At 74.8% G+C, this 20,935-nt stretch carries 16 protein-coding genes; 3 read left to right on the forward strand and 13 right to left on the reverse strand.

The features are described from left to right. Positions 1-13 precede the first annotated feature (13 nt). Positions 14-934 carry a mycothiol conjugate amidase Mca gene (mca, locus tag ACWDBB_RS16080; protein ID WP_449790154.1) on the forward strand — a complete coding sequence of 307 codons (921 nt, stop codon included), beginning with the start codon at positions 14-16 and terminating at the stop codon, positions 932-934. A gap of 68 nt (positions 935-1,002) precedes the next feature. Here the strand turns inward: mca and ACWDBB_RS16085 are convergent, their stop codons facing one another. Beyond that, positions 1,003-2,493, reverse strand: a complete 1,491-nt coding sequence (locus ACWDBB_RS16085; RefSeq protein ID WP_449790155.1) for an extracellular catalytic domain type 1 short-chain-length polyhydroxyalkanoate depolymerase — start codon at positions 2,491-2,493, stop codon at positions 1,003-1,005. A 271-nt stretch (positions 2,494-2,764) separates the two neighbouring features. Here ACWDBB_RS16085 and ACWDBB_RS16090 point away from each other — a divergent pair, with 271 nt between their 5' ends. Further along, positions 2,765-3,313 carry a PaaI family thioesterase gene (locus ACWDBB_RS16090; protein WP_449790156.1) on the forward strand — a complete coding sequence of 183 codons (549 nt, stop codon included), beginning with the start codon at positions 2,765-2,767 and terminating at the stop codon, positions 3,311-3,313. A 162-nt stretch (positions 3,314-3,475) separates the two neighbouring features. On the opposite strand, the gene ACWDBB_RS16095 is transcribed toward ACWDBB_RS16090, so the two are convergent. The 3 genes from ACWDBB_RS16095 to ACWDBB_RS16105 form a co-directional block, all read right to left on the reverse strand. Beyond that, complete coding sequence (locus ACWDBB_RS16095; RefSeq protein ID WP_449790157.1) at positions 3,476-4,474, reverse strand: YdcF family protein; 999 nt, start codon at positions 4,472-4,474, stop codon at positions 3,476-3,478. A 118-nt stretch (positions 4,475-4,592) separates the two neighbouring features. After that, the gene (pip, locus tag ACWDBB_RS16100) at positions 4,593-5,555 is read right to left on the reverse strand and encodes a prolyl aminopeptidase (protein ID WP_449790158.1); all 963 of its coding nucleotides are present in this window, start codon (positions 5,553-5,555) and stop codon (positions 4,593-4,595) included. 56 nt (positions 5,556-5,611) lie between these two features. Next, a complete protein-coding gene (locus tag ACWDBB_RS16105; RefSeq protein ID WP_449790159.1) occupies positions 5,612-6,310 on the reverse strand; it encodes a TetR/AcrR family transcriptional regulator in 699 nt (232 codons plus the stop codon). Positions 6,311-6,447: 137 nt separating this feature from the next. On the opposite strand from ACWDBB_RS16105, the gene ACWDBB_RS16110 reads away from it, so the two are divergent. After that, a complete protein-coding gene (locus tag ACWDBB_RS16110; RefSeq protein WP_449790160.1) occupies positions 6,448-8,013 on the forward strand; it encodes an MFS transporter in 1,566 nt (521 codons plus the stop codon). 101 nt (positions 8,014-8,114) lie between these two features. On the opposite strand, the gene ACWDBB_RS16115 is transcribed toward ACWDBB_RS16110, so the two are convergent. The 9 genes from ACWDBB_RS16115 to ACWDBB_RS16155 form a co-directional block, all read right to left on the reverse strand. Next, entirely contained in the window at positions 8,115-9,011 is an 897-nt protein-coding gene (locus ACWDBB_RS16115; RefSeq protein WP_449790161.1) for a 1-acyl-sn-glycerol-3-phosphate acyltransferase, read from the reverse strand. Beyond that, positions 9,008-9,841 carry a GNAT family N-acetyltransferase gene (locus tag ACWDBB_RS16120; protein ID WP_449790162.1) on the reverse strand — a complete coding sequence of 278 codons (834 nt, stop codon included), beginning with the start codon at positions 9,839-9,841 and terminating at the stop codon, positions 9,008-9,010. Before ACWDBB_RS16120 ends, ACWDBB_RS16115 begins: the two co-directional genes overlap by 4 nt. A gap of 294 nt (positions 9,842-10,135) precedes the next feature. Beyond that, positions 10,136-11,515 (reverse strand): serine hydrolase domain-containing protein, encoded by a 1,380-nt coding sequence (locus tag ACWDBB_RS16125; protein ID WP_449790163.1) that lies wholly within the window; start codon positions 11,513-11,515, stop codon positions 10,136-10,138. A 195-nt stretch (positions 11,516-11,710) separates the two neighbouring features. Next, a complete protein-coding gene (locus tag ACWDBB_RS16130; RefSeq protein ID WP_449790164.1) occupies positions 11,711-13,036 on the reverse strand; it encodes a M1 family metallopeptidase in 1,326 nt (441 codons plus the stop codon). 47 nt (positions 13,037-13,083) lie between these two features. Beyond that, positions 13,084-17,064, reverse strand: a complete 3,981-nt coding sequence (locus tag ACWDBB_RS16135) for a Pls/PosA family non-ribosomal peptide synthetase (protein WP_449790165.1) — start codon at positions 17,062-17,064, stop codon at positions 13,084-13,086. Positions 17,065-17,455: 391 nt separating this feature from the next. Further along, positions 17,456-18,322, reverse strand: a complete 867-nt coding sequence (locus ACWDBB_RS16140) for an NmrA family NAD(P)-binding protein (RefSeq protein WP_449790166.1) — start codon at positions 18,320-18,322, stop codon at positions 17,456-17,458. Beyond that, a complete protein-coding gene (locus ACWDBB_RS16145; protein WP_449790167.1) occupies positions 18,319-18,807 on the reverse strand; it encodes a hypothetical protein in 489 nt (162 codons plus the stop codon). Before ACWDBB_RS16145 ends, ACWDBB_RS16140 begins: the two co-directional genes overlap by 4 nt. Before the next feature lie 162 nt (positions 18,808-18,969). Next, a complete protein-coding gene (locus ACWDBB_RS16150) occupies positions 18,970-19,491 on the reverse strand; it encodes a MarR family winged helix-turn-helix transcriptional regulator (RefSeq protein WP_449790168.1) in 522 nt (173 codons plus the stop codon). Positions 19,492-19,548: 57 nt separating this feature from the next. Continuing rightward, positions 19,549-20,769, reverse strand: a complete 1,221-nt coding sequence (locus ACWDBB_RS16155; RefSeq protein ID WP_449790169.1) for an FAD-dependent monooxygenase — start codon at positions 20,767-20,769, stop codon at positions 19,549-19,551. Positions 20,770-20,935: the final 166 nt, after the last annotated feature.

Here is a 20,935-nt window from a genome sequence, read left to right on the forward strand (position 1 = left end):
CCTGGAGGCACCCGTGTTCACCCGTCACCCCGACGGTCTGCGCCTGCTGAGCGTGCACGCGCACCCCGACGACGAGTCCAGCAAGGGCGCGGCCACCCTGGCCCGGTACGCGGCCGAGGGGGTGGACGTCCTGGTCGCCACCTGCACCGGCGGCGAGCGCGGCTCGGTGCTCAACCCGGCCATGGACCGGCCGGAGGTCCGGGCCGACCTCGCCCGCGTCCGGCGCGAGGAGATGGCGGCCGCCCGGGAGATCCTCGGCGTGCGCCAGCGGTTCCTCGGGTTCGTCGACTCCGGGATGCCCGGGCCGGACGAACCGCTCCCGGAGGGCTGCTTCGCGGCCGAGCCGGTGGAGCTCGCGGCGGCACCGCTGGTCGCACTGATCCGGGAGTTCCGCCCACAGGTGGTGATCACCTACGACGAGACCGGCGGCTACCCGCACCCGGACCACGTGATGACCCACCGGGTCACCGTGGCGGCCGTCGAGGCCGCCGCCGGCCCGGAGCTCCACCCCGAGCTGGGCGAGCCCTGGCAGGTGTCCAAGCTCTACTACCACCTGGCGCTCTCCCGGGCCTGGTTCCAGGCCCTGCACGAGGGCATGACGGAACGGGGCGTGCCCTCGGAGATGGGGGAGCTGCTCGCCGGCTGGCCCGACACCCCGCCGGCCCTGGCCACCACCACCCGGATCGCGTGCGCCGAGCAGTTCGCCGTACGGGACGCGGCGCTGCTGGCGCACGCCACCCAGGTCCAGCCGGGCGTGGCCTTCATGGCCCACCCGCGGGACATCGAGCGCGAGGTCTGGCCGACCGAGGACTACCACCTGGCCCGGAGCCTGGTGCCGGAGGTCGGCGCGGCGGCCGGGGCGGCCCGGGCGGGCGGGATCGAGAGCGACCTGTTCGCCGGGCTCCGGGTGGGGGCGGAAGCGGGGGCGGGATGAGCCTCATGGCGGGCGCGGCGAGGCGGGCCGTCGCGGCGTTGCTCGGTGGCGCGACGGCTGCCGCCCGTTCAGCACTGACCGTCGGCGAGCACGTAGTAGCCCGGGCCGGTCTGCTTCAGGGTGTGGGTGACGAAGGTGTTCCAGAGCCCCATGCTCTGGCCCGAGCCGAGCGCGTAGGTCAGCCCACCGCTCTGGGTGGCGCGGCCGGCCAGGACCTGGTCGTAGTTGCTGGCGGTGAAGCACTGGGGCGTGTCGCCGCCCGGGGTGGTCGCCGTCACCGCCGCCGACCGGGGACCCGCTGCGCCGGACGCGTCGACCGCCGCCACGGTGTAGCTGTACGTGGTGCCGGCCGTGAGCCCGGTGTCGGTGAAGGCCGTGCCGCTCGCGCTGCCGACCTGGGTGCCGTTGCGGAAGACCTGGTACGAGGCCGCGCCGCTGACGGCCTGCCAGCCGAGGGCGACCGACCCGGTGCCTGCGGTCGCCGTCAGGCCGCTCGGGGCCGGCAGTCCCGGGTCGGTGGGGCCGGAGCCGCCGTCCAGCCCCCAGAACCGCGCGGTGTGGTAGGCGGAGCAGATCGTGTCGAGGAAGTAGGCGCCGGTCGCCCCGCACTGGTCGGCCCCGGCCCCCGGGTGGACGGCCAGGCCGTGGCCCATCCCGCTGATCGTGAACACGGCCACGGCGGGCATTCCGCTCGCGTCGGCGTAGAGCTCCTGGGTGGTGCCGCCGGGGAGGCTCCGGGTGCTGCTCGGCTGACGGCCGATGCCCTGGACGTTCGTCCACTGGTCCCGCAGCTCGGTCGCGTTCACCGGCCTGACCACGGTGTCGGCGGTGCCCTGCCAGATCGCCACCCGGGGCCACGGCCCGGTGTAACCCGGGTACGCGGACCGGGCCTTGTCGCCCCACTGGGCCGGGGTGAGCCCCTGGTCGGAGTTCTGGCAGCCGGAGGCGGCGGCCTGGCTGGTGGCGCAGTGGGCGGGCAGTCCGGAATCGATCGCGCCGCCGGCGAACACGTCGGGGTAGTCGGCCAACAGGTCGGCGGCCATCCCGCCGCCGGCCGAGAGCCCGGTGACGAACACCCGGTGGGCGTCCGAGCCGTACAAGGACTCGGCCTTGGTGACCATCTCGACCACCGACCTGGCCTCGCCGACGCCCCGGGCGGCTTTGCTCGCGTCGAACCAACTGAAGCAGGAGAGGCTGTTGTTGGCACTGCCGGTCTGCGGGAACACCACCGCGAAGCCGTACTGGTCGGCGAACTTGGTCCAGCCGGAGTTGCGGTAGTAGTCGGTGGCGCTCTGGACGCAGCCGTGCAGCGCGACCACCAGGGGCGCGCCGCTGGGCAGTCCGGCGGGCGTGTAGGTGTACATCGCGAGGTTTCCCGGGTTGGTGCCGAACCCGGTGACCTGCTGGAAGCTGCCGCTCGCGGCGGCGGGCGCGGGAGACGCGGCGGAGGCCGTCACGGGGGCCGCGGCGGGGGAGGCCTCGGCCGCGCCGGGGGCGGCGGCGCCGAGGGCGAGGGTGGCGGCGGTGAGCAGTGCCGCGGCGGTGGGGCGCAGTGGCATGGGGGCTCCTGGGCGGGGGAGGAGTGGGGGTCGGTCCCGTGCAGAGTGGCGTGCCCGGTGCCCAGGTGCCATGTGACGGTCATCCGGGGTCCGCCGCGCGGGCATGGGGCAGACCGCCATGGTCGTGCCGTCGTGCCGTCGTGCCGTCGTGCCGTCGCGCCGTCCCGCTGTCCACCGGTCCGGCGCGAGCCCCGGTAGCCGCCCGGGGACCGTACCGGCCCCACGGCGGACGGCACTTGAAGCGAACGGTCGAAGCGGGCAGGTTGATCCCATGACCACCGATCAGACCGCCCCCGAAGGCCCGCAGCCCGCGAACGGCCCGGAGCAGCGCACCCGGACGCACACTTGGACGCCCGGCCTGCCGATCACCGAGTACGCCCACCTGACCGGGGAGGAGATCCTGCTGGAGTGGATCGCCGGACGGATCCCGGAGCCCTCGATCTGCAGCACCATGGACTTCCACCTGACCGAGGTGAAGCCTGGGACGGCGGTGTTCCAGGGCGAGCCCGGAGACCACCTCTACAACCCGATGAACACCGTGCACGGCGGCTACCTCGCCACCCTGCTCGACTCGGCGCTCGGCTGCGCGGTGATGAGCAGGCTGCCGGCCGGGGTGGGCTACACCACCACCCAGCTCAACGTCCACATGCTGCGCCCGCTGTTCGCCGACTCGGGGCCGCTGCGCTGCGAGGGCGTGGTGCTGCACCTGGGCCGGACGATGGCCACGGCCGAGGCCAGGGTGGTGGGCGCGGAGAACGGCAAGCTCTACGCCCACGCCACCACCACCTGCGCGATCCTGACTCCTCGTCCGACCGTTTGACTGGGGGCCTCGTTGTCTCCGGGTCAGGCCTCGTCCCCACCGGAGCGGCCTCGTCCCCGGAGCGGCCTCGTCCCCGGAACGGGTGGGCCCCGGTCGCCGCGGCGACCGGGGCCCACCCAGCGGGACTCCACAGGCGTGCCGAGTCAGGGGTCCCCTGGTGGCTCAGAGGGCCGCGAGCACCCCGCAGAGGGCGATGAAGCCGCAAATCCCGAAGTTGACCAGCTTGTGCGAGAGGAAGATCGCGGCGAACTCGCGGATGGTCGCGCTCGGCCAGTAGTACCGGGCGGTGGGCGAGCCGAAGACATGGCCGTTGACGCCGGTCTGACGGGCGAGCAGGGCGGCCCGGAAGGCGTGGAAGTTGTTGGTGACGACGACACAGTGGTAGCCGGGCTTGGCCTGCTCCATGATGGCCTTGCTGAACAGCAGGTTCTCCTCGGTGGTGCGCGAGCGGTCCTCCCGCTCGATGTGCTCCTCGGGGAAGCCGCGCTCGACCAGGTAGTCGGCCATCGCGTGGGCCTCCGGGAGCTTCTCGTCCGGCCCCTGGCCGCCCGAGGTGATCAGCACCGGCGGGTTGCCGCGGGCTGCCTGCTTCTCGTACACCTCACGGCCCCGGTTCAGCCGGCTGGCCAGCAGCGGGGGGACGCGCTCGCCGCCGATCAGCCCGGAGCCGAGCACGACCACGAAGTCCACGTCACGGCGCGGTCGGTGGCGGCTGTACAGGAAGGCGTAGCCGACGAAGCAGGTGAACAGGAAGGAGACGTAGCCGACCACCAGGACGGCGGTGCCGGCCAGGGCGGCCAGCCGCCGGGAGTGGAAGACGAGGGCCGCGACCAGCAGTCCGATGACCGCGAGGATTCCCAGCCCGGCGAGCAGTGACAGCAGGTTGGCCGGCCGCCTGCCCTCCTTGCGGATCATGGTCAGGCCGTTGGCGAGCAGGAACCAGACCAGGGCCGCCGCGCCGAGGGCGGGGAGGAGGACGATGACCGCCGCCGCGAGCGTGATCACCATGCTGGGCGCCTTGCGGAGTTCGGCGAGCAGGGCGAGGGAGAGCAGGGAGACGGCGATGCCGAGCAGGACGGCGTTGCTGAAGCGGCGGCGGTCGCGTAGTACCCCGATTCCGAACAACAGGAAGAACAGGGCGGCTGGGGCATAGGCGATCATGCGTCGTATGGTAGGGCTTACTCGGTCTGGACCATTCGCACGAGCGGCCCAACCGTCCGGGGCGGCGCACGGCGGCTCGGCAGAAGCTCGCGGCGGCTCAGCCGAGGCGCGTGGCCGCTCAGGCGAAGCGCTCGACCGCCGCCAGGACCGCCTCCGCCATCCGCGGGCTTCCGGTGTGCCCGGCTTCGTCGATGACCGTCAGTCGGGCGTCCGGCCAGGCCTTGGCCAGCTGCCAGGCGGTGTCGAGCGGGCCGCCGAGGTCCAGCCTGCCGTGGATCAGCTCGCCGGGGATTCCGGCCAGCCGCCCGGCGTCGCGCAGCAGTCGGCCGTCCTCGAGGAAGGCCTGGTGCGAGAAGTAGTGCGCGGTGATCCGGGTGAAGGCCATCAGCGCGTCGGAGGGGCGGTCGGTGTACGCGTTCGGTTTGCCCAGCGTCTCGTGCGAGATGACCGCGTCCTCCCAGGTGGCCCAGGCGTTGGCGGCGGCCCGCCGGACCGACTCGTCGGTGCTGTCGAGCAGCCGGCTGTAGGCCGCGAGCAGTTCGGTGGTGTCCCCGTCGCGGTCGGCGGGCGGAAGGAAGTCCCGAAACGCCTCCCAGGGGCCGGGCAGGAAGCGGCCCACGCCCCGGTAGAGCCAGTCGGTCTCCTCGGGGCGGGTCATGGTGACCCCGCAGATCACGATCGCGGAGACCCGTTCCGGGTGGGCCTGGGCGTACGCGAGGATCAGCGTGGAGCCCCACGAACCGCCGTACAGCAGCCACTTGTCGATGCCGAGGTACTCGCGCAGCCGCTCCATGTCGGCGATCAGGTGCGCGGTGGTGTTGTGCTCCAGGCTGGTCGAGGGGTCGGCTGCGGACGGGAGGCTGAGCCCGCAGCCGCGCTGGTCGAACTGGACCAGGCGGTAGCGCTCCGGGTCGAAGTACCGCCGGGAGCCCGGGCTGTGGCCGGAGCCGGGCCCGCCGTGCACCACCACGGCCGGCCTGCCCGCCGGGTTCCCGGAGGTGTTCCAGTGGATCCGCTGCCCGTCGCCGACGTCCAACAGGCCTTGCGCGTACGGCTCGTAGAGGGGGTAGGGCTCGGCCATGGGTGACTCCTCCGTCGTCGTGCGGGTGGGCCCGGCGAGCCTACCCCGGCGTCGGGTCAGCGCCGCTCCGGCGGCAGCAGGGCCGCGAGGCCGTCGAGGATCCGCTGGACGCCGAACTCGAAGCGGGCGTCCATGTTCGGGACGGTGAGGTCGTCGGCGAGGTCGACCAGGTTGGGGAAGGTCTCGGCGGGCAGGCCGCGGAACAGGTCTCCGGCGGCGTCGGCGATGTCCCGGCGGCTGCTGCCGAGGACCTCGGAGGCCGAGATCGGGGACTGCTCCTGGAGCACGAAGCCCTGGACGAAGGCGCCCAGCAGGTAGTTGGCCATGGCGGCGTCGGCGTCGGAGAAGCCGGCCGCGCGGAGCCGCTCCAGCTGGTCCTCCATCAGCCCGAGCAGGTTGGGCCCGGGGGCGAGCCGGCCGGCGACGACCTTGGCCGCGTCCCGGGTGTCGAGCAGCAGTCGGCGGTAGCGCCGGCAGTACTCGTGGAACTGTTCGCGCCAGCCGCCCTCGCGCGGTGGGGGCTCGGCGCAGCCCATCACCGCGTCGGTGAGCAGGTCGAGCAGCTCCTGCTTGTTGCGGACGTGCCAGTACAGCGAGGCGGCCTTGACGCCGACCTCGGCGGCGACCTTGCGCATGGACAGTCCGGTCAGGCCGTCCCGTTCCAGCACCCGCAGTGCGGCCTGGGCGAGGGCCTCCCTGGTCACGGCGGGTGTCGTGCCGTCGGTTCCGGGTGTGTCGGTGTGGTTCTGCGGCATGGCTGTGCGGACGCCTCCGGCTGTGTGGTGGATTCCCGCGGTGGATTCTCGTTTGCAATCTAACACCGTTAGGTGCAGTCTGTGGCTGCCACGTCGACCCCTAACACTGTTAGGTATTCATGACCGGGAGGGAATCCATGGACGAGTCGAGTGCCCGCCGCCGACGGCTCGCGCTGCTCACGCTCTGCGTCACCATGTTCATGTCCATGCTGGACAACGTCATCGTCAACAACGCCCTGCCCCGCATCGGCCGGGACCTGGACGCCGGAATCAGCGGCCTGCAGTGGGTCGCGGAGGGCTACAGCCTGGTCTACGCGGCCTTCGTGCTGACCGGCGGCGCGCTCGGCGACCGGTACGGTCGCACCCGCGTGTTCCGGCTCGGCCTCGCCCTCTTCACCCTCGGTTCGGCCGGGGCCGCGCTCGCCGGGACGATCGGCGTGCTGGTCGGCGCCCGGATGCTCCAGGGCGTCGGCGCCGCGCTGCTCACCCCCGGCAGCCTCGCCCTGCTGCGGCACGTCTTCACCGGCGAGCAGGAGCGGGCCAAGGCCATCGCCACCTGGTCCGGGGTCTCCGCGCTCGGCCTCTCGGTCGGCCCGGTGGTCGGCGGCCCGATGGTCGAACACCTCGGCTGGGCCAGCGTGTTCTGGATCAACGTGCCGATCGGCGTCGCCGGACTGCTGCTGGCCGTCCGGGTGCTCCCGGACATCCCGCCGCGCGCCCGCCGGATCGACCTCGGCGGTCTCGCCCTGTCCGCCGCCGGACTGGGCCTGCTGGTCTACGCGCTGATCGAGGGCCCGAACCGGGGCTGGACCGATCCCCGGGTGCTCGGCTGCGGCGTGGCCGCCGTCGCGCTGCTGCTCGCCTTCCTGCTGCTCGAACTGCGCCTCGTCGAACCGATGCTGGAACTGCGGCTGTTCCGTGACGGGATGCTGGGCGGCGCGCTGCTCAGCGGGTTCATGGTCAGCTTCGGGATGTTCGGCGCGCTGTTCTTCCTGCCGCTGATGATGCAGGGCACCCTCGGCTGGTCCCCGGCCGCCGCGGGCTACGCCGGGCTGCCGATGACCGCGATGCTGGTGGTCGCCGCGCCGCTCTCCGGCCGGCTGACCGCCCGCCACGGGCCGCGGCCGCCGCTGGTGCTCGGCCTCGTCCTCTGCGCGGCCGGCCTCGGCGGACTGTCGCTGTACGGCGACCACGCCCGCTACCCCGAGTACCTGTGGACGCTGTTCGCGATGGGCCTCGGGATGGGGCTCACCTTCACCCCGGTGTCGATCGGGGTGATGCAGCGGGTCGCCCCGGCGCAGACCGGGATGGCCTCGGCGACCATCAACACCCTGCGCGAACTCGGCGGCGTGCTGGGGATCGCGGTGCTGGGCGCCGTCCTGACCAACCGGCTGACCGACTCCCTGACGGGCGCGCTGCACCGGCTCGGCGTCCCACCGGAGGCCGTCGGCCCGGTCGCGAACGCCCCCACCGGTGCGGTGCACGGCGGTGGCGGCGCGGCGGCGGCCCTGCCGGGGCCGCTCCAGGAGGCGGTGGACGGCGCCTTCGTCGAAGGCATCCACCTCGCCGCGCGCTGCGGGGCGCTCGCGCTCCTGGCCACAGCCGTCCTGGTCGCCGTCCTGCTCGGCCGGGCCCGTCCGATCGCGCCGTCGGAAGCCGCCCGTCCGCGACCGGCGGAGCCGGCCGGGGCCCGCTCCGCCTGACCTGCCGCGCACACTGCCGCCGCGACCTGCCGCCACGCCTCGCCGCCGCGACCGGCGACCGGAACCGGCCGACCACGACCGGCGGTCTCACCGGCGTCCCGTCAGCGGATGCCTTCGATCGCCGCCTGTGCCCTGCGGGCCAGCTCGCGCCGGGCGCCCGCCCGGTTGGGCTGCGGGCCGGGAGGCGGTATCGGCGGCAGGAAGGTCACGTCGGCGACCAGTCCGCGGGCGGCTACCACCCGGGCGAGCGAGGTGAGCAGCCCGTCGTCCCCGATGAACGCGGGCACACTGGTCGGCCGCCCGTCCGCCAGCCGGTAGCGGATCGTCACCGGCTGGACGTCGGCCCCCGCCTCCACCGCCGCCTGGAACAGTGCGGGCCGGAACCGGCCGCTCTCCCGCCCGCACCACGTCGACCCCTCCGGGAAGACGATCACCGGCTGCCCGGAGCGCAGCACCCCGGCCACCGCCGCCACGGTGTCCGGCAGCGTCCGCAGCCGGTCGCGGTCCAGGAAGACGGTGCCGCAGCGGGCGGTCAGCGGGCCGAGCACTGGCCACTGCCGGACCTCGGTCTTGGCCAGCGACCGGCCCGGCTGCCCGGCGGCGAGCAACGGTATGTCCAGCCAGGACACGTGGTTGGCCACCACGAGCACCCCGCCGCCCGAGCCGGGAGCCGACCCGCCGGAGCCGGGCCCGCCGAGACCAGGCCCGCCGGAGCCGGGCCCACCGGAGCCGGGCCCGCCGGAACCCGGTCCGCCGGGCCCGGCCAGGTGGACGGTCACCCCGAGGCTGCGCAGCACGACCCGCGCCCAGAACCGGACCAGCCGGATCCGGGTGCCGTACGGGACCAGCCGGGCCGGCGGGATGAGCACGATCCCCGCCAGCAGTGCCGCCAGACAGGCCGCCAGCCGCAGCGCCCGCCGGGGGTGGGACACCTCCGGCGAGGCGTCGGCCAGGCAGGTCTCGGGCCGGCAGGTCGCGGTGGGCAGCCAGGCGCTCATGACGAGGCGCCCGAGGCGGGTATGCCGGACAGGAAGTGCCGCAGGTAGCGCGGGTCGGTGCGCTCCAGCGACAGCAGCACGTACAGGTCGGCGCAGTCGAAGTCCGGGTCGTACGCGGGCTCGCCGCAGACCCAGGCGCCCAGCCGCAGGTAGCCGCGGAGCAGGGCCGGCAGTGCGCCCCGCTCGGCGCGCGCCACCCCGGTGGCGTCCCAGCGCCGGTGCGGGGTGACCCGGTACTCCTCGGGCGCCAGGTACTTGGCGCTGACGGTGTCCCAGACGCGGGCCGCGGTGGCGCCGCCGTCCGCCAGCTCGATCGAGCAGCAGCCGCCGACCCAGGTGTTGCCGGTGTCGGCCAGGTAGCGCGCGATGCCGCCCCACATCAGGTTGATGACGGCGCCGTTGCCCCGGTGGTCCGGGTGGATGCAGGAACGCCCGAGCTCGACCAGGCCCGGGCGGACCGGCGCGAGCGCGGAGAGGTCGAACTCGCCGTCGGAGTACAGCCGGCCGGCCCGGCGGGCGGCCTCGGGCCGCAGCAGCCGGTAGGTGCCGATGACGGCGCCCTGCTCGCCCTCGCGGACCAGCAGGTGGTCGCAGTACTCGTCGAACGGGTCGACGTCCAGGCCGGCGACCGGGCTGTGCAGCACGGCGCCGAGCTCGGCGCCGAAGACCTGGTGGCGCAGCCGCTGGGCGGCGCGCACGTCGTCCTCGTCGCGGGCGAGGGAGACGGTGTACGTGGCCGGGGCGGCGGGCTGGGGGCGAGGCGCGGGGACCGCCGGGGCGTCGTGGGTGGTGGCGACTGCGGACGGAGCGTACGTGGGGACGGTGGTCATGGCGGACCCTCCAGGGCAGCACGATCGGCGGTGCCGTGGATCGCCAGGGCACCGTCCCGGTCCGCAGGCGGTTGGGCATGGACGCGAACCGGTCCCCGTATGTCTCTCCGAATCGGTTGGCATTTATGTTGCGGCCCGGCGGAGCGCAGATGTGCACCTGTTGAATGGGAACACCCGTGGCCCGGTGGTCACTTGACCGGCATCGGGCGCTCGCCTGCCGGGGGTGGACAGCACCTGCCGCGGGGGCGTACGACCGCACCGTACGCCCCCGCCGTCACGGTCGCGACGCTCGGCTCAGAACACCCGCCAGCCCTCCGGGTCGACCCCGCCCGGGACGGTGCCGGCCGGGCCGTACGGCTCGCGGGTGTAGACGAAGGAGCCGACGTCGAGGTGGCTGACGGTGCCGTCGGGGTGGCGGACCACCCGCAGGGTCTCGCCCGCGTAGTAGTTCTCGACACCCGTCCAGGTGCCGTCCGCCTCGGGCCGGAAGCGCGAGCCCCGGCCGGCGCCGGTGAGCGGGGTGAGCTCCAGGACCCGGCCGGGCCGCAGTCGCAGGGCGGCCGGCATGGCGCCCCAGTACCAGGGGCCGGTGAGCTCCAGCAGCTCCGTGTCCACCTCGGCCAGGGGGCGCCACGGCTGGGGCAGCCGGGGTTCGAGTTCGGCCGTGAGCGCGATCAGCTGGGCGGCCAGCGCCGCGGCGCTGGCACCGCTGGTCACGTTGGAGAGGGCGTACGCGGCCAGGCCGTCGGACTCGCTGATCCACAGGCCCGCCGTGAAGCCGGGCATCGAGCCGGTGTGCCCGTACAGCAACCGGCCATCGTGGCGGCGCAGTTGCAGACCGAGGCCGTAGCCGCCGGTCCACTCGGCGTCGTCCGGGGCGACGGCCGGGCGGCGCATCTCGGCGACGGTGTCGGCGGACAGCACCTTGTCGTCGCCGGCCGACAGGAAGGCCGCCCAGCGGGCCAGGTCGGCGATGGTGGACCAGAGCTGGCCGGCCGGGCCCATCAGTCCGGTGTCGGTGAGCGGCTCGGGCAGCAGGACGTCGGCCCAGGGGTGGACGGCGAAGCCCCCGGCATGCGGGTGCTCGGGCAGCAGTGTGGTGCGCTCCATCCCGAGCGGGGCGAGCACCTCGCGGCGCAGCACCTCGCCCCAGGGCTCGCCGCGGAGCTTCGCCACCAGCGCGCCGAGCAGCGCGTAGCCGGGGTTGGAGTAGTGGTAGACCCGCCCGGCCGGGTGCTTCAGCGGCCGCTCGGCCTCCAGGATGTCGTCGAGGCCGGGCCGCAGGGCACCGTCGGTCCGCTCCCACCAGGGGCCCGGGGTCTCCGCGGTCAGGCCCGAGGAGTGCGAGAGCAGTTGGGCGATGGTCGCGTCGTCGGCGGGGGAGCCGGGCAGGTGGCGGGAGAGCGGGTCGGCGAGGTCGAGCAGGCCCTCGTCGCGCAGCCGGAGCACCAGCACGGCGACGAAGGTCTTGGTGAGCGAGCCGATCCGGTACTGGACGTCGGGGGTCGGCGCGTGTCCGTCGACCATGCTGCGGGCGCCGCTCCACACCGGCCGTCCGTCGCGCAGCACCCCGGCGACCATCGAGGGTGTGCGTCCCTCGGCCTGGGCGACGGCGAGCCGGTGCAGCAGCGCGCGGCGGGTGGCGGGCAGCAGCTCGGGGGGCAGGTCGGTCATGTGGGCTTCTGGACTCATCGACATGTGTACGGACAGTAGTCCAGCCCGGACGCGGGGCCGAGCGGATTACCCCGGCATGCCCGGCTCCGGCCCGTTCCACCCGCCTTGAGCCACCCGCCCCGAGCCCCCTCCCGAGCCCCCTCCCGAGCCACCCGCCCCGATCGACCGCCCCACCGACCCGATCGGCCGGAACGGTCAGTCCGGCAGCGGCGGCAGTTCCGGCCGCTCCAGCCAGGCCTCGAAGAGCGGGCCGAGCGGGGCGGTGGTGTACCGGGCGGCGTGGGCGCGCAGGTCGTCGGTGGAGACCACGCCGTGCCGGTTGGCGCTCGTCCAGTCCCGCAGCATCGCGAAGAACGCGTCGTCGCCGAGCACCCGCCGCAGCGCGTGCACCACCAGTCCGCCGCGCTGGTACAGCCGGTCGTCGAACATCAGCTTCCGGCTCGGGTCGCCGAGCCGGAGATCCTGCGGCAGCCCGGCCAGCAGCCGGTGCGCGGCGGCGGCGTGCACGGCCGCGCCCGGGCCGCCGGCGTGCTCGGACCAGAGCCACTCCGCGTACTTGGCGAAGCCCTCGTTGAGCCAGATGTGCCGCCAGTCGGCGACGGTGACGCTGTTGCCGAACCACTGGTGGGCCAGCTCGTGGGCGATCAGCCGCTCGCGCTCCCAGCCGCCGCCGAGGTGGTTGGTGCCGAAGGTGGCGACGCCCTGCGCCTCCACCGGGACCTCCAGCTCCTCGTCGGCGACGACCACCGCGTACTCGCCGAACGGGTACGGGCCGAAGACCTCGCCGAAGTAGGCCGCCATCTCCGGCTGCCGGGCGAAGTCCCGGGCGAAGGCGGCGGCCAGCCGCTCCGGCACGTAGCCGGTCTGCGGCACCGCCGGGCGCACCGCCAGCGGCACCGGCCGGTAGTGCCCGATCGACACCGTCACCAGGTACGTCGGGGTGGGCGCGCTCTGCTCGTACACCCAGGTGGTGCTGGACGCCTTGGTGGTGCGGGTCAGCAGCCGGCCGCTCGCCACCACGGTGAACGGGGACGCCGTGGTGATCGCGATCTGGTACGTCGCCTTGTCGGCGGGCCGGTCGTTGCACGGGAACCAGGACGGCGCGCCGACCGGCTGGCTCGCCACCAGCGCGCCCTCGGTCAGCTCCTCCCAGCCCAGGCCGCCCCACGGGCTGCGCACCGGGCGCGGGTTGCCGGTGTAGTGCACCTCGACGGTGAACGCCGCGCCCGGCGCGAGCGCCTTGGCGGGGCGGATCCGCAGCTTGCCGCCGCGGTGGGTGTACCGGGCGGCCCGGCCGTCGACCAGCACCCGGCCGATCCGGAACTCGGCCAGGTCGAGCGCGAACTCCGCCAGTGCCGCGTCCGCGACCGCGCTCAGCCGGGCCGAGCCGGCCAGCCGGTTGGGCCCGGGCCGGTAGTCCAGCGCCAGCTCGTAGCGGTGCACCCGGTAGCGGTGGTCGCCGCTGGTCGGGAAGTACGGGTCCGGGGCACCGGCGGCCGCCGGGACGTGCTTGGGCTTCACGGGGGCGTGCGCTTCCTGCGGGCCGGGACGGGGGGACGGGGAAGTGGTCACGGCGCGGTCTGCCACGCCTCGATCGGGTTGCCCAGCCACCGCGTGTCGGCGGGGACGGACTCGGCGCGCATCACCAGCGAGGCCGGGCCCAGCGTGCTGCGCGCGCCCACCGTGCTGCCGGGCAGCACGATGCCGCCCGGGCCCAGGGTGGCGCCCTCGCGGAGGACCACAGTATCCATCCGCATGATCCGGTCGTGGAAGAGGTGCGTCTGCACCACGCAGCCCCGGTTGACGGTGACCCCGTCACCCAGGGTGACCAGGTCCGCCTCGGGTAGCCAGTAGCTCTCGCACCAGACCCCGTGCCCGACGTGCGCGCCGAGCGAGCGCAGCCACAGGTTCAGCACCGGGGTGCCGGGCACCGCACCGACCAGCCACGGCACCGCCAGCATCTCCACGAAGGTGTCCGCCAGCTCGTTGCGCCACACGAAGCCGCTCCACAGCGGGTGCTCCACCGCCCGGAACCGCCCGACCAGCAGCCACTTGGCCGCCACCGCGACCACGCAGGCCAGCACACCGGCCGCCGACAGCACCACGCCCGACAGCAGCGCGGCGGTCAGCGGCGAGCCGGCCGCCAGCCAGGACAGCGCCGCCACGGTCAGCATGCCCAGCGCCCCCGAGGCCAGCACCGGCACCAGCCGACCCACCTCGACCAGCCCGCGCGCCCACAGCAGCCGGGCCGGCGGCTCGTACGTCAGGCTCTGGTCGGCCTGGTCCGCCGAGCGCGGCAGCCGCATCGGCGGCATGCCCAGGTACGAGCCGCCCTTCTTCGCCTTCGCCGGCGTCGCGGACAGCACGCCCACCAGGCCGCGCTTGGGCACCGAGCGGCCCGGCGCGGTCATCCCCGAGTTCCCGAGGAACGCCCGCTCGCCGACCTTCGCCTCACCGAGCCGCACCCAGCCGCCGCCCAGCTCGTACGGGGCGATCAGGGTGTCGTCGGCCAGGAACGCGCCGTCGCCGACCGTGGTCAGACTGGGCAGCGCCAGCACCGTGGACACCTCCGCGCCACGGCCGACCCGCATCCCGAGGGCGCGCAGCCACAGCGGCGTGACCAGCCCGGCGTAGAGCGGGAACAGCACCTCGCGGGCCCGGTCCATCAGCTGGGTGACGGTCCACGCCTGCCAGCCGACCCGGCCGTGCAGCGGGTGCGTCCCGGGGACCAGGGCGGTGCTCAGCAGCCGGACCAGTGCCACCAGCTGCGCCGCGTACACCGCGCCGAACGCCAGCGTGGCGGGCAGCAGCCCGAGCAGCGCGCCGCCGAGCGCCGGGCCGAGGGCCGCGCCCCGGTCGACGAACCGGGACAGCACGGCCAGCGCGGCGAGCGCGGGCAGCACCGGGAGCAGGCTGAGCACGGCACCGCTGACGCCGTACAGCGAGGCCCAGCCGGCCCGGCGGGCCGGGCGCTCCTTGGGCCAGGCGCGCTCGGCGCGGCCCAGCTTGACGGCGGGCGCGCCGCCCCAGCGCTGGCCGGTCGGCACCTGGCCGGTGACGCTGGAGCCGGCCGCCACCTGGGCGCGCTTGCCGACCCGGGCACCGGGCAGCAGGGTCGAGCGGGTGCCGACCACGGCACCGGAACCGATCTTGACCTGGCCGATCAGCAGCCGGTCGCCGTCCAGCCAGTAGCCGCACAGGTCGACCTCGGCCTCGACCGCGCAACCGCGGCCCAGCTTCAGCATCCCGGTGACCGGCGGCAGCGAGTGCAGGTCCACCTCGGGCGCGACCTTGGCGCCCAGCGCCCTGGCGTAGCGCACCAGCCAGGCGCCGGACAGCGAGTCCGCGCCGCTCAGCTCGGCGAGCCGCTCGGCGGTCCACAGCCGCAGGTGGACGGAGCCGCCGCGCGGGTGGCTGCCCGGGCGCAGGCCGCGCAGCAGCAGCCGGGCGCCGCCGGCCGCGATGGCCAGCCGCCCCGGCGGGGTGTACAGCGCGAGCGCGCCCGCGCCGACCCACCACCAGGAGGCGGTGGGCGCCCACGGGTAGTCGCCGAGGTGGGTGAGCAGGTTCCCGGCGGCCAGCAGGGCGACCGTCCAGCGCAGGCCGACCACGGTGAACAGCGGGATCAGCAGGAGCAGCTGGAGCAGCTTGGCCCTGGTCGGGACCAGGGCGATCGTCCTGGCCTCGGTGCTGTCGCCGGCGGTGCGCTCCAGGTGCCGGGCGAGCTTGCGCAGCGTCGGGTTCTGGTAGATGTCCAGTACGGCCGCGCTCGGGTAGCGGGTGCGCAGCAGGGTGGTCAGCCGGGCGGCGGCCAGGCTGCCGCCACCGATCGCGAAGAAGTCGTCGCGCGGGCCGCCGACCTTGATGCCCAGGATCTCCGCCCACTGCTCGGCCAGCCAGGCCTCGGTGCCGTACAGCTCCTCGCCCGGGCCGGCGGTCTCCAGCTCGGGCAGCGGCCAGGGCAGGGCGTTGCGGTCGACCTTGCCGGAGGTCCTGGTGGGCAGGGTCTCGACGGTCGCCAGCAGCGGCACGAGGGCGGCGGGCAGCTCGGTGCGCAGCCGCTCGACGGCCTGCTCGCGGTCGAAGCCGTCCTGGACCACCAGGTAGCCGACCAGCAGCTGGTTGCCGCCGCGCGCGGTCCGTACGGCGGCCGCCGCGCCCGCCACGCCGGGCAGGGCCTGCAGGGCCGCGTCGACCTCGCCGAGCTCGATCCGGCGGCCGCCCAGCTTGATCTGCTCGTCGGTGCGGCCGAGGAACAGCAGGCCGGCCGGGTCGGCCTGGACCAGGTCGCCACTGCGGTAGGCGCGCTCCCAGCCCAGCGAGGGCAGCGGGGCGTACTTCTCGGCGTCCTTCTCCGGGTCGAGGTAGCGGGCCAGGCCCACTCCGCCGATCACCAGCTGCCCGGTGCCGCCGGGAGCGACCGGCACACCGGCCTCGTCCACCACGGCGAGGTCCCAGCCGTCCAGCGGCAGGCCGATCCGCACCGGGCCGTCGCCGGTCAGCAGGGCGGCGCAGGCGACCACGGTGGCCTCGGTGGGGCCGTAGGTGTTCCACACTTCGCGGCCCTCGGTGACCAGGCGCTGCACCAGCTCGGGCGGGCAGGCCTCGCCGCCGAAGATCAGCAGCCGCACCTCGTTGAGCGCCTCGGCCGGCCACAGCGCGGCCAGGGTCGGGACGGTGGAGACCACGGTGATCTCCTGCTCGGCCAGCCAGGGGCCGAGGTCGGCGCCGCTGCGCACCTGGGAGCGGGGGACCGGCACCAGGCAGGCGCCGTGCCGCCAGGCCAGCCACATCTCCTCGCAGGAGGCGTCGAAGGCCACCGAGAGGCCGGCCATCACCCGGTCGCCGGGGCCGATCGGCTCCTCCTGGAGGAAGAGCGCGGCCTCGGCGTCCACGAAGGCGGCGGCGTTGTGGTGGGTGACGGCCACGCCCTTGGGCTTGCCGGTCGACCCGGAGGTGAAGATGATCCAGGCGTCGTCGGCCGGGGTGGGGCGGCGCTCCAGCGCGGGCGCGCGCTCACCGGTGGTCGCCAGGCCGTGCCCGGCGCCGAGCACGGCGGCGACGGCGGCCTCGCCGAAGACCAGCTCGGCGCGCTCGTCCGGGTCCTCGGCGTCCACCGGGACGTAGGCGGCCCCGGCGGCGAGCACCGCGAGGATCGAGACGTAGAGGGCGTTGGTGCCCGAGGGGACGCGCACGCCGACCCGGTCGCCGGGGCCGATCCCAGCGGCGGCCAGCCGGCGGCGCAGCCGCTCGACCTCGGCGGCCAGCGCGCGGTAGCTGAGCACGGTGCGCCCGTCGTCCAGGGCGGGATCGTCGGGGTGGGCACGCACGGTGGCGTCCAGCACGTCGACCAGGGTGCGCGGGGCGGCGGCGGGGCGGCCGGGGAACAGGGCGAGCGGCTGCTCGGGCTGGGCGGGCGCGGCCTGAGGGGCCTGCGCGGCCTGAGGGGCCGGTTCCTGTGCCGTCGGCTCCTGCGGGGCCGGTTCCTGCGCCGTCGGTTCCTGCGGTGGCGTGGCGTACTGCTCCGGGTGGCTCGGTTCAGCTGTCATGGCAGCCGTTCGCTCCTCGTCCTCGCCCCGTTCCGACCGATGCCCGGCCCCTGGGGCGGTGGGAACACCACCTGACCGGGTGATCCCACTCCGGGGCCGGAGCGGACAACCCGACCGATGGTAGCCCTGGCGCGGTGGCCGGGCAGGATCGGAAACTCGGGCCAACTGGCGTCGGAACGGCCGAATCTGATGAATCATCAGCTGATAACTGAGCCTTCTTGTCATTGATGTGACGCCACGTCAGTCGAATTGACTGATCGTCAGGTCGATTTTTCGACCGTGATCCACACCACAGCGAATGCTGCTCCCTTCGGGTGGCGACAGCGGCGGGTCGGGCTCTTCCGGGCCGGAAATCCCGGGTTCGGTCCCGGCCCGCCACCGTGCCCGACGGTCAGCGGAACCGGTGCAGGTTCTCGCCGAGGAAGGCCTCCAGGGTGCGCGGAGCGTGTCCGGCGAGGCGGAGGAAGGTGTCGTCCGGCGTCTCCTTGCGGACCACCGCGAGCTGCTGGATCTCCACCACGTGGGTGGCCAGCCAGTCCGGCATCCCGGCCCGGCCGACCAGGAGGGTGTGCAGCTCGGACGGGCTCAGGTCGAGGTAGCGGACCGGCCGCCCGAGCAGCTCGCCCAGCAGCGCGGCGAGCTCGGGGTGGCTGTAGGCCCGTCCGCCGGTGAGCGGATAGGTGCCGCCCGCCAGCTCGGGGCGGGTGAGCACCTCGGCGGCGGCCTCCCCGATGTCCCGGACGTCCACGTAGTTGCACCGCGCCTGCCCCATCGCGCCGTGCACCACCCCGGCGGCGGCGATGCCGGGCGCCAGGAGCAGCAGCTTCTGCATGAACGCGTACGGCCGCAGGACGGTGGTGGTGATGCCGGAGGACCGCAGTCGCTCCTCGATCAGGTGGTGGCCGCGGGAGACGGCGACGGGGGAGCCCGGCTCGGCGGCGGGTGCGGAGACCTTGACGACGTGCTCCACGCCGCAGTCGACCGCCGCCTCGATCGCGTTCAGCTCGTACCGGACCTGCTGCGGGCCGTTGGCCATGGTGAGGAAGAGGTGGTGCGCTCCGCGGAAGGCCGTGCGCAGGGAGGCGGGGTCGGCGGCATCGGCCGGGAGGACGGCGGTCCGGGCGAGCGTGCGCTCGTCGAGGGTGGCGGCCAGTCGGGCGGGGTCGCGACTGAGGGCGCGGCTCGGTGCGCCGAGGGCGGCGAGGCTGCGCAGGGTGGCGCCGCCGGTGGCGCCGGCGGCGCCCATGATGACGATCATGACGTCTGCCTTTCGGGTCGGGGCGTGGCGGGGAGTCGGTGCTGCGCGGCGCGGGTCGGGCGGCTGCTGCGCCAGCGCCAGGTGGTGATGGTGGCGGCGATCGCCGAGGAGACCGGCAGGTCGATCGGCAGTCGCTTCGGCCACGGGCTGTCGGCGAGCGCCGGGAGCTGCGGCAGCCAGCGGGCGGCGGCGAGGCCGACCGCCAGGCCGAGCGCGGCGGCGGCCAGGCCGAGGGCGGCGGCCGCGAGCACGCGCGGGGTCCGGGCGGGCCGGGTGCGGGCGGGGCGGCGGCGCAGCGTGGCGCCGAGGGCGGCGGCCACCAGTGCGGAGGTGCCGCCGATGGTGGTGAGTGCGGCGGCCACCAGCTGCGGTTGGCCGGTGACGGCTCCGCCGGCCCCCGCGGTGACGGCGGGCATGGCGTAGGCGACCAGGACCTCGCGCCACAGGACGAAGGGCGGGGGAGCGCCGGGGGCTTTCTTGCTCATGGGTCGGTTCTTCCTTTCGTGTGTGGGCAGCTGTGGCCGGCTGCGGTCAGCCGTGCTCGGCGGGCCATGGTTAGGCAGCTAAGTGTTTGCCAGTGCTTAGGTGCCTAACCATTTGGGCTGAAGAGAGGCGGGCCGCCGGATTGCGGCCCGCCCCGGGGTGGGTCAGTCCTCGGTGAGTGCGTCCATGCCCGCGACCACCCGGGCCAGCAGGTCCAGGAACGTGCCGCGCTCCTCGATGGTCAGGCCTCCCACCAGTGCCTGCATCCGGGCGAAGTGCTCGGGTGCCAGCTCCCGCAGGCGGTCGGCGCCGCGCGCGGTGAGGATCACCACGTTGCCGCGGCCGTCCTCGGTGGACGGCCGCCGGGCCACCAGGCCCTCCCGCTCCAGGCCGTCGGCCAGGCCGGTCACGGTCGCCCGGGAGACGCCCAGGCTCGCCGCGAGCTGGGAGGGGGACTTCTCGCCGCCGTGGTCCTCCAGGTCCGCCAGCAGTCGGTAGCGTCCGGTGGAGAGGCCGAAGCGGCCGAAATGCACCTCGCCGGCCTGGCCGAGTCGGGCGCCCGCCGCCATCAGCCGGGTCGCGACCAGGATCGCCTGCGGATCGGCCGTGAGGCCGTAGCGGGCGATCTGGCGGCGCGCCTGGTCGAGGCTGGGGGCGGTCGGGCCGCTCTCGGGGTGCTGGGTCACGAGAAGTAGTATGGTGCCTAACCTGATTGCCGGTCAAGTGTGGCCTTGGGCTCGTGCCTAGGCGGCACGGGGAGCGATCCGAGGCGGCGTCCAGTCGGCGTGCCGCAGGACGGTCCGGACCATCGCGCCGGGCGGGGTGAGCCGGATCGCGGCGTTGCGCAGGCCGACCGCCAGGGGGTGGGCGAGCTGCTGGCCCATCCGGCCGGCCCGGCGGGCGTCGCGGGCCACGGTCTGGCTGCGCGGGCGGCGGACCGCGTCGTACCGGGCGAGCGCGCCCTCGACCGTCCGGGTCTCGGTGAGCGCCGCCGCCAGGGTCACCGCGTCCTCCAGGGCCTGACAGGCGCCCTGGCCGAGGTGGGGCGTCATGGCGTGCGCGGCGTCGCCGAGCAGGGCGATCCGGCCCGAGACGTAGGACGGCAGCGGGGTGGCCAACTCGTTGACGTCGTGGTGCAGGACCGCCTCCGGCCGGGTCGCGGCCAGCAGTGCGGGGATCGGCTCGTGCCAGCGTGCGAACCGGCGGCGGACCTCGGTCAGCGGGTCCGGGTAGCGGACCCCGGCCGGGGCGTTCAGGACCGCGTGCCACTCGGCGGTACCGTCCGGGAAGGTGATGTGGCCGAACTCCGCGCCGTGGCCCCAGGTCAGCTCGAAGTCCGCCTTCAGGCTGTCGACCGGGCGCTCTGTGATCGCGCGCAGCACCGTCGAGCCGCTGTAGGCCGGCCCGGGGTGGTCGGGGAAGAGGTGGCGGCGGAGGCGGCTGTTGATGCCGTCGGCCGCCACCAGGAGGTCGGCCTCCAGATGGCCCGCCTCCGGGTGGCCCGGCTGTGGGCGGCCCGCCTCCGGGGTGGTGCCGCCGAGGTCGACCCGGACCCGGAACGGCTGGGTGGTGTCCACCCCGGTCACCTCGGCGCCGACGACGAGGGATTCGGCGGGCAGCGCCTCGCGCAGGACGCGGTGCAGGGCCGCGCGGGGGATCCCGACGATCGGGGCGCCCAGCTCGCGTTCCAGCGCCGCGCCGTCCATGGCGGCGAGCCTGCGGCCGTCCGGGGTGCGGGTGCCGCCGGTGTACTGGCGGCGGGCGGCCGCCTCGACCGCTTCGCCGACTCCGAGGGCGGCGAGCGCGCGCATCCCGTTGGCGGCCAGGGAGATGCCGGCCCCCGCGTCGTCCAGGACGGCCGCCCGCTCGACCACGGTCACGTCCCACCCCGCCAGCCGGAGCCCGATCGCGGCCGCCAGCCCGCCGATCCCGCCCCCGACCACCACCGCGCTGTTGTTGCTCATGCCCGGTCCCTCCTGTGTCGCCTCACTGCTTTCTACAGCTGTAGAAAGAGCGTACTACGAGGCCGTCGGCGGGCGAGCGGGGGTGTGCCGGGCTGGGCACGACGGTCGGGGGCCGTGGGCCGGTCCGGCCCGAGGGGGTGCGCGACGGGCGTGACGGGCCCGGTAG

This window comes from Kitasatospora sp. NPDC001095, from assembly GCF_053598615.1.

What these genes read in the sequence shown, in the direction of transcription:
- ACWDBB_RS16085 (WP_449790155.1), bottom strand. Translation starts at nt 2,493, where the DNA reads ATGCCACTGCGCCCCACCGCCGCGGCACTGCTCACCGCCGCCACCCTC.
- ACWDBB_RS16090 (WP_449790156.1), top strand. Translation starts at nt 2,765, where the DNA reads ATGACCACCGATCAGACCGCCCCCGAAGGCCCGCAGCCCGCGAACGGC.
- ACWDBB_RS16095 (WP_449790157.1), bottom strand. Translation starts at nt 4,474, where the DNA reads ATGATCGCCTATGCCCCAGCCGCCCTGTTCTTCCTGTTGTTCGGAATC.
- pip (WP_449790158.1), bottom strand. Translation starts at nt 5,555, where the DNA reads ATGGCCGAGCCCTACCCCCTCTACGAGCCGTACGCGCAAGGCCTGTTG.
- ACWDBB_RS16105 (WP_449790159.1), bottom strand. Translation starts at nt 6,310, where the DNA reads ATGCCGCAGAACCACACCGACACACCCGGAACCGACGGCACGACACCC.
- ACWDBB_RS16110 (WP_449790160.1), top strand. Translation starts at nt 6,448, where the DNA reads ATGGACGAGTCGAGTGCCCGCCGCCGACGGCTCGCGCTGCTCACGCTC.
- ACWDBB_RS16115 (WP_449790161.1), bottom strand. Translation starts at nt 9,011, where the DNA reads ATGAGCGCCTGGCTGCCCACCGCGACCTGCCGGCCCGAGACCTGCCTG.
- ACWDBB_RS16120 (WP_449790162.1), bottom strand. Translation starts at nt 9,841, where the DNA reads ATGACCACCGTCCCCACGTACGCTCCGTCCGCAGTCGCCACCACCCAC.
- ACWDBB_RS16125 (WP_449790163.1), bottom strand. Translation starts at nt 11,515, where the DNA reads ATGACCGACCTGCCCCCCGAGCTGCTGCCCGCCACCCGCCGCGCGCTG.
- ACWDBB_RS16135 (WP_449790165.1), bottom strand. Translation starts at nt 17,064, where the DNA reads ATGACAGCTGAACCGAGCCACCCGGAGCAGTACGCCACGCCACCGCAG.
- ACWDBB_RS16140 (WP_449790166.1), bottom strand. Translation starts at nt 18,322, where the DNA reads ATGATCGTCATCATGGGCGCCGCCGGCGCCACCGGCGGCGCCACCCTG.
- ACWDBB_RS16145 (WP_449790167.1), bottom strand. Translation starts at nt 18,807, where the DNA reads ATGAGCAAGAAAGCCCCCGGCGCTCCCCCGCCCTTCGTCCTGTGGCGC.
- ACWDBB_RS16155 (WP_449790169.1), bottom strand. Translation starts at nt 20,769, where the DNA reads ATGAGCAACAACAGCGCGGTGGTGGTCGGGGGCGGGATCGGCGGGCTG.